The sequence below is a fragment of the Rathayibacter sp. AY1A5 genome, assembly GCF_002930875.1.
Lineage (GTDB): Bacteria > Actinomycetota > Actinomycetes > Actinomycetales > Microbacteriaceae > Rathayibacter.
Genome location: NZ_PSTM01000010.1, coordinates 93,253 through 106,610, shown reverse-complemented (window position 1 = coordinate 106,610; position 13,358 = coordinate 93,253). Strand labels below are relative to the sequence as shown.

Below are 13,358 nucleotides of genomic sequence, written 5' to 3'. Positions count from 1 at the left end.
TGCTGCGAGGCGGGAGGAGTGGCAGCGGGCGCGGGCGGGAGCGGCGTCAGCCGGTCTGCGCGGGGAGGTCGTCGGGCTCGGCGTTGTCGAGGACGCGGCCGTTCTGGTCGCCGACGCTCAGGACGGTCGTCGGGCGGAGGTTGAGGGTGTCGCCGCCGTAGAGGCTGTCGATGTCGACGCCGTCGCGGCGCACCGAGTTCAGCGCGGAGAGGTAGTCGGAGCTGATGCAGAACCGGTCCGCGATCCGCTCGCTGATGTCGCCCGCTGCCACCAGGTAGGAGGCCGGGGCGCCGTCGGAGGCGGTGCTCGCCGTCCCGGTCGCGCCGACGCGGGCGCCGCGGTCGCGCACGCGCTCGAGGTCGACGCCGTCGAGCGTCCCCTCGTCGAGCGCCTGGACGACGCACTCGCCCGAGACGTCCTCGACGGGTGCGGGAGTGGCCGAGACGCTCGGCACCGGCCGCGGCGTGGACTCGGCCCCGGCGGCGGGCGGCGCGGTGGAGGCTGTCGGCTTGGCTGGTGCGGCGGCGGGGCTCGTCGCCTCCGCCGTGCAGCCGGCGAGCAGGACCACGGCGGAGAGGGCGATCACGAGGCGCTGCGTCGTCCGGACCATTCCGCGACTCTAACCCGGCACCCGGGCGGCCGCGCGCCACCGCGCCCAGCGGGCCGCGGGCGATCCGGTCGAGGCCGCTGGACCCGGCCGACGCGCAGACCCGAGGCGGGGCGCGGGGCGGCCCCTGGACGGCGCGCCCCCGATTGACCTCCCCCGTCGATCGCACCCATGCCGAGCACCTGTTGGACACGCGGCCCGAATCGGAGTCGACTGGGACCATGCAGTACACGCACCTCGGCCGCACCGGCCTGTCCGTCTCCCGCACCGTCCTCGGCACCATGAACTTCGGCATGCAGACCGAGGAGAACGACTCGTTCGCGATCATGGACCGCGCGCACGAGCTCGGCGTCAACTTCTTCGACACCGCCAACGTGTACGGAGGCGAGGCCGGCCGCGGCGCCACCGAGGAGATCGTGGGCCGCTGGTTCGCGCAGGGCGGCGAGCGCCGCGAGCGCACCGTCCTCGCGACCAAGGTCTTCGGCGACATGGGCGAGTTCGCCGCTCCCGGAGCCGAGCGCGGCCGCGACTCCTGGCCCAACGGCGGCCGCCTCTCGGCGCTCACCCTGCGCCGCGCGCTCGACGAGAGCCTCCGCCGCCTGCAGACGGATTACATCGACCTCTACCAGTTCCACCACGTCGACCGGACGACTCCCTGGGACGAGATCTGGCAGGCGATGGAGGTCGCCGTCCAGCAGGGCAAGGTCCTCTACGTCGGCTCCAGCAACTTCGCCGGCTGGCACCTCGCCCAGGCGCAGGAGGCGGCGCGCGCCCGCCACTTCACCGGCCTCGCCTCCGAGCAGTCGATCTACAACCTGCTCGTCCGCGACGTCGAGCGCGAGGTCCTGCCCGCCGCGCTGCACTACGGGCTCGGCGTCATCCCCTGGTCGCCGCTGCAGGGCGGACTGCTGGGCGGCGTGCTCGAGAAGACCGCGGAGGGCGGGCGCCGCTCCTCCGAGCGCACCCTCGCCGCGATCGAGGAGCACCGTCCCGCGCTGGAGCAGTGGGAGGCGTTCGCCCGCGAGCGCGGCGAGGCGCCCGGCGAGCTGGCGCTGGCGTGGCTCCTCCACCAGCCCGCCGTCACCGGTCCGATCACCGGGCCGCGGACGCTCGAACAGCTCGAGAGCGCCGTCGCCGCCGTCGACATCACCCTCGACGCCGAGGCCCTCGCGCGCCTCGACGAGATCTTCCCCGGCCACCGGACAGCCCCCGAGGACTACGCCTGGTGACCACCCACCCCACTGCGAAGGAGCATTCATGAAGCAGCGCACTCTCGGCGACCTCCAGGTCGGCGCGATCGGACTCGGCGGCATGCCGATGTCGATCGAGGGCCGCCCGGACCGCGAGCGCTCGATCGCCACGATCCACGCCGCCCTCGACGCCGGCGTGACCCTGATCGACACGGCCGACGCCTACCACCTCGCCACCCAGGACGACCTCGGCCACAACGAGCTGCTGATCGCGGAGGCGCTGCGCAGCTACGGCGGCGACACCTCCGCCGTGCTCGTCGCCACCAAGGGCGGCCACCTGCGGCGCGAGCCCGGCCCCTGGGACCAGGACGGCCGCCCCGAGTACCTCAAGGAGGCGGCCCGCGCGTCCGCGAAGCGCCTCGGCGTCGACGCGATCGGCCTCTACCAGTACCACCGGCCCGACCCGGCGGTCCCCTACGCCGACTCGATCGGAGCGCTGGCCGAGCTGCTCGACGAGGGCGTCGTCCTCCGCGCGGGCATCTCGAACGCCGACCCGGACCAGATCCGCGAGGCGCACGGCATCCTCGGCGAGCGCCTGGTCTCGGTGCAGAACCAGTTCTCGCCGTCGTTCCGCTCCAGCGAGCCGGAGCTCGAGCTCTGCGCCGAGCTGAAACTGGCGTTCCTGCCGTGGAGCCCGCTCGGCGGCATCTCCTCGGCGGGCGAGCTCGGCTCGCGCTACTCCGCGTTCGCGGCGGTCGCCGAGGCCCGCGGCGTGACGCCGCAGGTCGTCTGCCTCGCCTGGGAGCTGGCGAAGGCCCCGGTCGTGCTGCCGATCCCGGGCGCCTCCCGCCCCGAGAGCATCCGCGACTCCGCCACGGCGGCCGACCTGGAGCTCACGCCCGAGGAGTTGGCCTCGCTCGACTGAGCCCGTTCATGACGGAGGAGGGATCCGGTCGAGGCACCGGTCCGACGCTCATCGCGGGATCTCGGCGCTGGTCCCTCCTCCGTTGCGAGCACGATCCGGCTCAGACCGCGTCCTGCAGCGGCTGCGGGAGGGCCGAGACGAACGCGCGGGCCGCGGCGCTCGGACGTTCCGGCACCGCCACCATCGTCCGCCACACCAGGAGCGGATCGGCGAGCGCCACCGCCCGCAGCCCGGCCGGGCGCTTCTCGGCGAAGTGCGCCGGCACGACCGCGATCCCCATGCCGTACTCGACCAGGTCGAGCAGCGTGTGCACGTCGTTCACCTCGAGCTCGACCTCGAACGCGAGGCCGTGCGCCGCGAACGCCCGCGCCGCGAGGTGACTCGCCGCCCAGTGCTCCTGCAGCCCCACGATCGTCTCGCCCGCCAGGTCCGGGATGCGGCAGCCGACGCGGCTCGCGAGCGGGTGACCCGGGCGCACGAGCACCGCGAAGCCCTCGCTCGCCAGCGGCATCGTCCGCACGCCGCCCGGCACGGCTCCGATGTCGGCGACCAGCGCCAGGTCGAGGCGGCCGGCGGCGACGGAGTCGAGCAGCGTGCCGGACCCCTCGTGGATCAGCCGGAGCGCGACTCCCGGGTGCTGCTCGCGGAAGGTCGCGAGCTCGCGCGGCAGGTGCACGCCGCCGAGGCACTCCTCCGTGCCGACCGCGAGGCTCCCGCGGAGCACCCCCTGCACGGCGAGAACCGCGTCGCGGGCGGCGAGCGCGCTGGTGACCGAGCGCTCCGACTCCGCGAGCATCGCCCGGCCGGCCGGCGTCAGCTCGACCCGGCGCGTGCTGCGGGTGAAGAGGGGGCTGCCCAGCTCGCTCTCGAGCGCGCGGATCGACGCCGAGAGGCCCGACTGCGAGATCTGCAGGGCGCTCGCGGCGCGGGTGAAGTGCTGCTCCTTCGCGACGGCGAGGAAGTGTTCGAGCTGACGCAGTTCCATGGGTCCATCCTCGTCGCGCGGGCGGAGGAGAAGGGACCGGACCCGGCACTCCCCAGCGGCCGCTCGGCCGCCGGGTGCGGACTCGGCCGTCGGGTACGGCGGCCGCCGTCGCGAGAGCCGGCCCGGCTCAGGCGTCGGCGGACGAGATCGCGAGGACGATCGCCGTCAGCGTCGCCCGGAGGCGCTCGAGCGACTCGGGCTCCGACTCGTCCTCGAGGATCGACTGCTTCACCGCGTCGTCGTAGCCCGCCACCAGCAGGCGCACGGCGGTCGTCGGCTCGAGGGAGAACTCGCGGCGCACCTGGCGCAGCGCCCCGTGCACGATCTGCACGAGCGAGGCGTCGAAGCCGGCGCGGAAGTCGCGGTACTGCGGAGCGATCCGCGGGTCGCGCAGCGCGAGCAGCTCGAACTCCGACTCGACCACGCACCAGCGGCGGTTGTCGGTGGCAGGACCCTGGAGGAAGTCGAGGATCACCACGGCCAGCGTCTCGGCCGTCAGCGGCTCGTCGGCCGAGACGACGCGCGGGATCGTACGGTCCATCTGCTCGACGAGGGCGGTCACCCGGGCGCCGTTCTCCCGCTCCATGAGCGCGAAGAACAGCTCCTCCTTGGTGGAGAAGTTGGAGTAGAAGGCGCCGCGCGAGAACCCGGCGCGCTCGCAGATCTGCTCGACGGACGCGCTGTGCACGCCGGTCTCGGCGAAGACGTCGTAGGCCGCGTCGAGCAGGCGCTCGCGGGTGCGGCCTCGGCGGGAGGTCTCGGGAGGGGTGGAGTCGATCGCCGTCATCACCAGCCTCCTGCCTGCCCTGTCAACACCTTCGACGCCGTTCACCCTATCCGATACATTCACGTATCGAATACGGTCCTGTATCGGATACGCTCGTGTATCGGAGCCCGGCTCCGCCCTGGTACAGAGACGTATCGCCATCCTCCCCACCCATCGTCAGGAGACCGCGTGTCGTCGCTGCTCTACCGTCTCGGTCGTCGCGTGTACCGCGCCCACCGCCTCGTCGCCGTCCTGTGGCTGCTGATCGTGGTGGCGGGCGGAGGAGGAGCGCTGCTGCTCAACCAGGGCACCGACAACACCTTCTCCATCCCGGGCACGCAGTCGCAGACCGCCCTCGACCAGCTCGAGCGCACCTTCCCCCAGGTCAGCGGCACGTCCGCGCGGTACGTGGTCGTCGCGCCCGACGGAGGCAGCGTCCAGGACGCCGACGTGAAGGGCCCCGTCAGCGACGCGGTCGCCGCGCTCGGCGACGTCGACGAAGTCGCGGCCGTCACGGACCCCTACTCCGACAGCGTGTCCGGCACGATCTCCGACGCCGGGAACGCCCTCGTCATCACCGCGCAGATGGACGGCTCCGCCACCACCACGAGCCCCGAGAGCCGCGACGCGCTGAAGGCCGAGGCGACGACCCTCCAGGACGCGCTGCCCGCCGGCTCCGTGGTCTCGCTCGGCGGCGACCTCTTCGCCCAGAACCTCCCCGGCGTGACCATCACGGAGGCGATCGGCCTCGTGGTCGCCCTCGTCGTCCTCGTGCTCACCTTCGGCTCGTTCCTGGCCGCCGGCATGCCGCTGGTCACCGCACTGCTCGGCGTCGCCCTCTCGATGTCGGCCATCTTCATCGCCACCCGCTTCGCCTCGATCTCCTCGACCACCCCGCTCCTGGCGCTGATGCTGGGCCTGGCGGTCGGGATCGACTACGCCCTCTTCATCATCAGCCGCCACCAGGACCAGCTGAAGCAGGGCATGGACCCGGAGGAGTCGACCGCGCGGGCGACTGCGACCGCGGGCTCCGCCGTCGTCTTCGCGGGCCTGACCGTGATCATCGCGCTCGTCGGCCTCTCGGTCGCGGGCATCCCGTTCCTCACCACGATGGGCGTCGCAGCGGCGGGCGGAGTCGCGATCGCCGTGGTCATCGCGCTCACCCTGACCCCCGCCCTCCTCGGCTTCGCCGGCGCGCGGCTGCGCCCGAAGGAGCGCCGCGCGAAGAAGAAGGCCGCGAAGGCCGCCGCCGCCGCGGGCACCCACGTCGACACCGAGGCGCACGAGGAGGCGGCGACCGCCTCCCCCGGCGGCCACGTGCACGCCGAGGTCCCACGCGGGTTCTTCCGCGGCTGGGTCCGGGTCGTCACGCGCTTCCCGATCGTGACGATCATCGCGGTGATCGGCGTGCTCGGCGTCGCGAGCATCCCGGCGCTCAGCCTCCGCCTCGCCCTGCCGGACGCCGGCTACCAGGCCGAGGGCACTCCCGCGCGCACCACCTACGACCTGCTCGCCGAGAACTTCGGCGCCGGCTACAACGGCCCGCTCATCGTCACCGGCACGATCATCGGCTCGACCGATCCGCTCGGCCTGATGGACGACCTCAAGGGCGAGATCGAGAAGCTCGACGGAGTCGCCTCGGTGCCGCTCGCGACGCCCAACGAGACCGCCGACACCGGGATCATCCAGGTGATCCCCGAGGGCGGCCCCGACTCCGAGGCCACCAAGGCGCTGGTCGCCGAGATCCGCGACAAGCACGACTACTTCCAGCAGGAGTACGGCGTCGACCTCGCGGTGACCGGCCAGACCGCGGTCGGGATCGACATCTCGGACACTCTCGCCAAGGCCCTGCTGCCGTTCGGCCTGCTCGTCGTGGGCCTGTCGCTGGTGCTGCTGACGATGGTGTTCCGCTCGCTCTGGGTGCCGATCAAGGCGACGCTGGGCTACCTGCTGTCGGTCGGCGCGTCCTTCGGCGCCGTGGCGGCGGTGTTCGAATGGGGATGGTTCTCGGACGCTCTGCACGTCGACAAGACGGGCCCGATCATCAGCTTCATGCCGATCATCCTGATGGGCGTGCTCTTCGGCCTCGCGATGGACTACGAGGTGTTCCTGGTCTCGCGGATGCGCGAGGACTACGTGCACGGGAGGCCGGCGCGCGCCGCCGTCGAGTCGGGCTTCGTCGGCTCGGCCAAGGTGGTCACGGCCGCCGCGGTCATCATGTTCTCGGTCTTCGCCGCCTTCGTGCCGGAGGGGGACACCAACATCAAGCCGATCGCGCTCGGGCTCGCCGTGGGCGTCTTCGTCGACGCGTTCATCGTGCGGATGACGCTGGTGCCCGCCGTGCTGCACCTGCTCGGCGACCGCGCCTGGCACATGCCGCGCTGGCTCGACCGCATCCTCCCGTCCTTCGACGTCGAGGGCGAGGGCCTCACGAAGGAGCTCGCGCTGGCCGACTGGCCGGAGCCCGGATCCACGGACGTGATAGCGGCCGAGGACCTCCGCCTCGACGGACCCGACGGTCCCGTCTACAGCGGCGTCTCGCTGCGGGTCGCTCCCGGCTCCTCCCTCGTGGTCCACGGGCCGCACCGCTCCGGCCGCACCGCGCTGCTGCTGAGCATCGCCGGTCGGCTCGCCCCCGACTCCGGGCGCCTGAAGGTCGCGGGCCTGGTCGTGCCGATCCGCTCCGCCGCCGTGCGCGGCCGGGTCGGGCTGGTGCGCCTCGCCGGAGCCGCCGACCCCGTCGCCGACGTCCGGTCGGCCCTGGAGTCGGCTCCGCCGATCCTGGTGCTCGACGACCTCGACACGGTCACCGACCCGCAGCTGCGCGGCGCGATCCGGGCCGAGCTCGACGCCGCCCGCGCCGCCGACGACGCGTTCACCGTGGTCGCCTCCTCCGTCGACGCCGAGGCGCTCGACGACCTCCTCCCCTCCGACCGCGGCGTGCTCGCGGTCTCGCCCGCGGCCGAGCGCCGCGCGATCGCAAAGGTCCTCTGACAGATGGCTCTCCTCTCCCTCGAACGCCCCCGCGGCGTCAAGAAGGTGTCCTGGCTGACCCTTCTCGGGATCGTCCTGGTCCCCCTCGTCATCGGCGGCCTCCTGGTGTGGGCGCTGTGGAACCCGACCGAGCGCCTCGACACGATCACGGCCGCCGTGGTCAACGAGGACACCCCGGTCGAGATCAACGGGCAGACCGTGCCGCTCGGGCGCCAGCTCGCGGCCGGCCTGGTGACGGGCGGCACCGACTCCGCGAGCTCGGACGCCCCCTCCTCCACCCCCTCGGCGAGCGCGACGCCGTCCGCGAGCACGACCCCGGTGCCCAACGTCTCCGGCTCGGACTCGACGGGCAACTTCACCTGGGTCCTCACGGACAAGGACGACGCCGCCAAGGGCCTCGCCGACGGCAGCTACGCGACCGTCGTGACGATCCCCTCGTCCTTCTCCGCCGCCGCCACCTCGTACTCCGGCGACGCCGCGGAGGCGACGAAGGCGACCATCGACATCGCCACCAGCGAGAAGGCCAAGCTCGTCGACGACGCCATCTCGGCCACCGTGACCAGCACCGCCACGTCGCTGCTCAACACGCAGCTGACCACGGCCTACCTCGAGAACGTCTACGTCGGCTTCAACACCCTCAACGAGCAGATCGGCCAGGCGGCCGAGGGCGCGGGCACGCTCGCCGACGGCGCCGACCAGCTCGGCACCGGCGCCTCCACCCTCGCCGACGGCACCAGCAGCCTCGCCGACGGGATCGACGAGCTCGCCACCGGCGCCTCCTCGCTCTCGGACGGCGTCGGGCAGATCGGCACCGGAGCCTCGTCCCTCGCCGACGGCGTGGGGCAGCTGGGCACCGGAGCCTCCGACCTCTCCGGCGGAGTCGCGCAGCTGGCCACCGGTGCGCGCGGCCTCTCCGGCGGAGTGGGACAGCTCGCGACGGGCGCCCGCGACTCGGCGACCAAGACGACCGCGCTGCAGGGCGGCGCCTCCGACCTGGCCGACGGGCTCGACCAGCTGAGGGAGGGAGTGGTGAGGACCGGCGACGGGACCCAGCAGGTCGCCGCCCTCAGCGCCGGCGCCGCCGCCGCCACTGCGGGGACCTTCGAGGCGCTCAGCGCCGCGCTCGAGGGCTGCGAGACGACGCAGTGCCTCGCCGCGCGCGCCGTCATCGCCTCGGCGGGCGGACCCACCGGCGCGACCACCCTCGCCACGACGACCGCGGGAGCCGTCGCCGGGATCGACGCGGGCATCCGCCTCGGCGGCGACGGGCAGCCCTCGCTGATCGACGCGGTCGGGCAGTCCGCCACCGGCGCGCGCACTCTCTCGGGGGGCATCGGACAGCTGTCCGGCGGCCTGACGCAGCTCGCGGACGGCGCGGACGACGCCGCGGACGGAGCGTCCCAGCTCGCCGACGGCCTCGACACCACGGCGGCCGGGTCCGCGCAGCTCGCGACCGGCGCCACCACCGCCGCGGCCGGCGCCCGCGACCTCGCGACCGGCGCGACCACCGCCGCGGGCGGTGCCGCCGACCTCGCCGCGGGAGCCTCCTCCGCCGCCGACGGAGCCGACCAGCTCGCCGACGGCGCGAGCGGGGTCTCGGACGGCGCCGTGCAGCTCGCCGACGGCACCCGCACGCTCGCGACCGGCCTCGACGCCGCGGTCGCGCAGCTCCCGACCTACACCGAGTCGGAGTCGACGAACCTCGCCGACGTCGTCTCGGACCCGGTCGAGAACGCGAGCAGCGCGACCGACCTGTTCGGAGCCTCCAGCGTCCCGTTCTTCGCGACGATCGCCCTCTGGCTCGGCGCCCTCGCGACGTTCCTGGTGCTCGCGGCGTTCTCGCACCGTGCACTCTCCTCGACCCGCTCCTCCGCGGCGCTCGCCCTCTCCTCCTACGTGCCGGCGCTCGTGATCGGCGTGGTGCAGGGACTCGCGGTCGCGATCGTGATGAGCGGCGTCGCGGGCCTGGAGCCGGGCCGCTGGGTCGGCTTCGCCCTCCTGGCGATGCTCACCGGCGCCTCGTTCGCCGCGGTGAACCAGGGGCTGGTCGCCCTGCTCGGAGGGATCGGCCGCTTCCTCGCGATGGTCGCGGCGGTGATCGCGCTCGGCGCGGGCATCATCTCGACGGTCCCCGGGCTGTTCGACGACGTGCTCGGGTTCCTGCCGCTCTCGGCGGCGCAGAACGCGCTGTCCGGAGTGGTCGAGGGCACCGACGGCACGGCCGGCGCCGTCGTCGGCCTGGTGATCTGGCTGCTGTTCGGGCTGCTGCTCACCGTCGCCGCGATCGCCCGTCGCCGGGTCGTCTCGGTCCGCGCCCTGCACCGCACCGCGGAGGCGTAGGCCGCGCCTCGCGCCACTCCTCCCCCGAACCGGGGACGGGTGGCGCGAGGATCGCGCCACCGACGCGCCTCTCCGGGCGACCGGTCCCGGCCGGGGCTAGCCTGACGCGATGGAGTCGGAACCGATGGCGATCCGGACGCGACGGGTGTACGGCCCGTCGGTCCTGCGACGCCTCCGCGCCCTCCTCCTGCGGCTCCTCGGCGCCGGCCTCGCGGCCGTGCTCATCCCGTTCGCCGTCCTCGCGGACCGCCGCGGCGTCCTCGACGAGTCGGTGCTCGCGCTCGGGCTCCTCGCCCTCACCGTCGTCATCGGACTGGCCTCGGCGGTCTCGCTCTTCGTCGTCTCCCCCACCCGCGTGATGACGACCGAGACGCAGGTCGTGCTGATGCGCGGCCGCCGCCGCCGCGAGCAGTGGCCCCGCCGGTCGGTCCGCTTCCTCGAGTCCGCCGACGGCGACGGCTTCGTCGCCTGGTGCCGCGGAGACGGAGTCGAGGTCCGCTGCGGCCACTTCCGCCCGGAGGACCTCGCCGCCCTGCTCGCCGACCTCGGCGCCGCCGCCCGCGTCCGCGACGCCCTGCCGCCCGCTCTGGCCGGGCCCGCCTCGGCCGTCCGCTTCCGGCCGCACCGCGCTCCGCTCCAGCGCCGGGCGGTCGCCCTGGTCGTCGTCGCCACGGAGGCGTTCGCCGCCGGCGTCCTGGCCGTCGCCCTCGCGGGATCCCCGTCGGGCGACCGCGCGCAGATCGCGCTGGGGGCGGTCGTCGTGGCGCTCTCCCTCCCGCTCGGGCTGGTCGCCGCGCGGCTGGCGCTGCGGCCCGGGCTGCCGGGCTCGATCGTGGTGTCGGAGTCGGCCATCCAGATCGACGGGCTGATCTTCCCGCTCGAGGCTCTGCGCTCGGTCGTCGCCTCGAGCCCGACGGGGAGCCGGAGCCTCCGCCTGACCCTCACCGAGACGAACGGCCGCATCACGGAGGTCCCCCTCGGGCTGCGGGTGCCGACGCTGCGGCGCGACCAGCTCTTCCCCGACTACCCGCTGCTGCTCGGCGTGCTGCGCGAGCGCACGGCGGGGCTGCTGCGGATCGAGGGCTGAGGCTCAGTCCTCGGCGCCGTCGGCGATGCGCTGGTGGTGGTGGATGACCTCGGCGACGATGAACCCGAGGAACTTCTCGGCGAACGCCGGGTCGAGGTGCGACTCCTCGGCGAGCGCCCGCAGCCGCGCGATCTGGCGCGCCTCGCGCTCGAGGTCCGCGGCGGGCAGCCCGTGCGCGGCCTTCAGCCGGCCGACCTTCTGCGTGAACTTGAAGCGCTCGGCGAGCAGGTGGATCAGCGCCGCGTCGATGTTGTCGATGCTCTGACGGATCTGCACGAGCTCGGCCCGCGCCAGGGACTCCTCGTGCGACGGCTCCTCGTGCGACAGCTCCTCGGTCATGCCCCGACCCTAACGGACCGCCCCCGGACACGACGACGGCCCCTGCCCGGAGTCCGGGAGGGGCCGTCGAGAGGGCCCGGTCAGTCGACCAGGTTGATCTGCACGGGGATGTTGCCGCGGGTGGCGTTGGAGTACGGGCAGAGCTGGTGCGCCGCATCGGCCACCTTCTGCGCGTCCTCGGAGCTCGCCTTCGGCACGTAGACGTCGAGCTCGACCGAGAGGCCGAAGCCGTCGGAGTCGTTCTTCCCGATCGAGACGCTGGCCGAGACGGCCGCGTCGGTCGTGTCGATCTTCAGCTGGCGACCGGCTCCGTGCAGGGCGCTGAGGAAGCAGGCGGAGTAGCCGGCCGCGAACAGCTGCTCGGGGTTGGTCCCCTCGCCGGAGCCGCCGAGCTCCTGCGGGGCGCGGGTGTCGAGGTCGAGACGGTCGTCCTCGGTGCGGACGTGGCCGTCGCGTCCTCCACCGGAGGCGTGGGCGATGGCGGTGTAGAGAGCATCCATCCCCCCATCCCACCACTCGGCCGCCGTGAGTCGGGTGAACGCGGGATGCACGTCCGTGCGTTCTCCCGGGAATCCCCCTCGGGAACGCTCCGGGGAGCGTCAAGCCCCTCCCCCTCGGCGCCCTCCGGGTGTGCGGTGGAGGGACACCGACCCCGACCGGCGCGAGCCGGAGAACGGACACGAGCATGCGAGCACTCACCTGGCAGGGCATCGAGAAGGTCTCGGTCGAGACCGTCCCCGACCCCCGCATCCAGCAGCCGACCGACGCGATCGTCCGGATCACCTCGACCGCGATCTGCGGCTCCGACCTGCACCTCTACCGCCTCCTCGGGCCCTACATCGACCGCGGGGACGTGCTCGGCCACGAGCCCATGGGCGTCGTCGAGGAGGTGGGCTCCGGAGTCACCACCCTGAAGCCCGGCGACCGGGTCGTCGTGCCCTTCACCATCGCCTGCGGCGAGTGCTTCATGTGCCGCCGAGGGCTGCAGTCGCAGTGCGAGACGACGCAGGTCACCGAGTACGGCTCGGGAGCGGCGCTCTTCGGCTACACGAAGATGTACGGCCAGGTCCCCGGCGGGCAGGCCGAGCTGCTCCGCGTGCCGCTGGCCGACTACAACACGATCGTCGTCGGCACGGACCTGCCGGACGAGCGCTACCTCTTCCTCAGCGACATCGTGCCCACCGCCTGGCAGGGCGTGGAGTACGCGCAGGTGCCCGACGGCGGGACCCTGGTCGTCTTCGGACTCGGCCCGGTCGGCCAGTTCGCGGCGCGGATCGGCGCCCACCGCGGCTACCGCGTCCTCGCCGTGGAGCCCGTCGCCGAGCGGCGCGCGATGGCCGAGCGGTACGGCGTGGAGACGTTCGACCTGTCCGACGACATCGCCGCGCAGCTGCGCGACCTCACGGACGGGCGCGGCCCCGACTCCGTCGTCGACGCGGTCGGCATGGAGGCGCACGGCTCGCCGGTCGGCTCGTTCGCGCAGTCGATGGCGGGGCTCCTGCCCGACCCGATCGCCCGCAAGGCGATGGACACGGTCGGCGTCGACCGCCTCGCCGCAGTGCACGCCTCCCTCGACCTGGTGCGCCGCGGCGGCACCGTGTCGCTGAGCGGGGTCTACGGCGGAGAGGCCGACCCGATGCCGCTGAAGTCGATGTTCGACAAGCAGGTGACGGTGCGGATGGGCCAGTGCAACGTGAAGCGCTGGATCGACGACCTGCTGCCGCTGGTGGAGGACTCCTCCGATCCGCTCGGCGTGATGGACCTCGTGACCCACCGGGCGCCGCTCGAGGACGCTCCGGCCCTCTACGAGACCTTCCAGAAGAAGGAGGACGGCTGCATCAAGGTCGTCCTGCACCCCTAGCCGGGGAACAGCGAAGGCGGCGCCCCCCGAGGGGAGCGCCGCCTTCGCGGTACTGCCGAGACCTACTTGAAGACGTCCTTGACGTCCTCGCCGGCCTTCTTGGCCGAGGCCGCGGCCTGGTCCTTCTGGCCTTCGGCCTTCAGGCTGTCGTCGTTCTTGTGGTCGCCCAGGGCTTCCTTCGCCTTGCCGGCGATGTCCTGAGCGGCGTTCTTGATCTTGTCATCGAGCCCCATGGTGGTGCCTCCTTCGCTGATCGTTGGCACG

Annotated in this window: 12 protein-coding genes; 6 read left to right on the top strand and 6 right to left on the bottom strand. The window is 73.3% G+C overall.

The window, feature by feature from the left end:
• Positions 1 to 46: 46 nt before the first annotated feature.
• A complete protein-coding gene (locus tag C5B98_RS09195; RefSeq protein ID WP_104327667.1) occupies positions 47 to 610 on the bottom strand; it encodes a hypothetical protein in 564 nt (187 codons plus the stop codon).
• 218 nt (positions 611 to 828) lie between these two features.
• Between C5B98_RS09195 and C5B98_RS09185 the strand changes: the two genes are divergently transcribed.
• Positions 829 to 1,836 (top strand): aldo/keto reductase, encoded by a 1,008-nt coding sequence (locus C5B98_RS09185; RefSeq protein ID WP_104327665.1) that lies wholly within the window; start codon positions 829 to 831, stop codon positions 1,834 to 1,836.
• A 28-nt stretch (positions 1,837 to 1,864) separates the two neighbouring features.
• Positions 1,865 to 2,722 (top strand): aldo/keto reductase, encoded by an 858-nt coding sequence (locus C5B98_RS09180; RefSeq protein ID WP_104247470.1) that lies wholly within the window; start codon positions 1,865 to 1,867, stop codon positions 2,720 to 2,722.
• Positions 2,723 to 2,822: 100 nt separating this feature from the next.
• On the opposite strand, the gene C5B98_RS09175 is transcribed toward C5B98_RS09180, so the two are convergent.
• The gene (locus C5B98_RS09175) at positions 2,823 to 3,707 is read right to left on the bottom strand and encodes a LysR family transcriptional regulator (protein WP_104262633.1); all 885 of its coding nucleotides are present in this window, start codon (positions 3,705 to 3,707) and stop codon (positions 2,823 to 2,825) included.
• Between the two features lie 127 nt (positions 3,708 to 3,834).
• On the bottom strand, positions 3,835 to 4,494 hold the full coding sequence (locus tag C5B98_RS09170; RefSeq protein ID WP_104225692.1) for a TetR/AcrR family transcriptional regulator: 660 nt from the start codon (positions 4,492 to 4,494) through the stop codon (positions 3,835 to 3,837).
• Between the two features lie 168 nt (positions 4,495 to 4,662).
• Between C5B98_RS09170 and C5B98_RS09165 the strand changes: the two genes are divergently transcribed.
• From C5B98_RS09165 to C5B98_RS09155, 3 genes are all read left to right on the top strand, one after another.
• Positions 4,663 to 7,467 carry an MMPL family transporter gene (locus C5B98_RS09165; RefSeq protein WP_104250664.1) on the top strand — a complete coding sequence of 935 codons (2,805 nt, stop codon included), beginning with the start codon at positions 4,663 to 4,665 and terminating at the stop codon, positions 7,465 to 7,467.
• 3 nt (positions 7,468 to 7,470) lie between these two features.
• Positions 7,471 to 9,807, top strand: a complete 2,337-nt coding sequence (locus tag C5B98_RS09160) for a YhgE/Pip domain-containing protein (protein ID WP_104222758.1) — start codon at positions 7,471 to 7,473, stop codon at positions 9,805 to 9,807.
• A 109-nt stretch (positions 9,808 to 9,916) separates the two neighbouring features.
• Positions 9,917 to 10,894, top strand: a complete 978-nt coding sequence (locus C5B98_RS09155) for a hypothetical protein (protein WP_146076942.1) — start codon at positions 9,917 to 9,919, stop codon at positions 10,892 to 10,894.
• A gap of 3 nt (positions 10,895 to 10,897) precedes the next feature.
• Here C5B98_RS09155 and C5B98_RS09150 read toward each other — a convergent pair whose 3' ends face one another.
• A complete protein-coding gene (locus tag C5B98_RS09150; RefSeq protein WP_104222760.1) occupies positions 10,898 to 11,233 on the bottom strand; it encodes a chorismate mutase in 336 nt (111 codons plus the stop codon).
• An 80-nt stretch (positions 11,234 to 11,313) separates the two neighbouring features.
• Positions 11,314 to 11,733 carry an organic hydroperoxide resistance protein gene (locus C5B98_RS09145; RefSeq protein ID WP_104222761.1) on the bottom strand — a complete coding sequence of 140 codons (420 nt, stop codon included), beginning with the start codon at positions 11,731 to 11,733 and terminating at the stop codon, positions 11,314 to 11,316.
• Between the two features lie 185 nt (positions 11,734 to 11,918).
• Between C5B98_RS09145 and C5B98_RS09140 the strand changes: the two genes are divergently transcribed.
• Complete coding sequence (locus C5B98_RS09140) at positions 11,919 to 13,094, top strand: zinc-dependent alcohol dehydrogenase (RefSeq protein WP_104222762.1); 1,176 nt, start codon at positions 11,919 to 11,921, stop codon at positions 13,092 to 13,094.
• 62 nt (positions 13,095 to 13,156) lie between these two features.
• Here C5B98_RS09140 and C5B98_RS09135 read toward each other — a convergent pair whose 3' ends face one another.
• Positions 13,157 to 13,327: a CsbD family protein gene (locus C5B98_RS09135; protein WP_104222763.1), complete on the bottom strand. Its 171-nt coding sequence runs from the start codon at positions 13,325 to 13,327 to the stop codon at positions 13,157 to 13,159.
• Between the last annotated feature and the right edge of the window lie 31 nt (positions 13,328 to 13,358).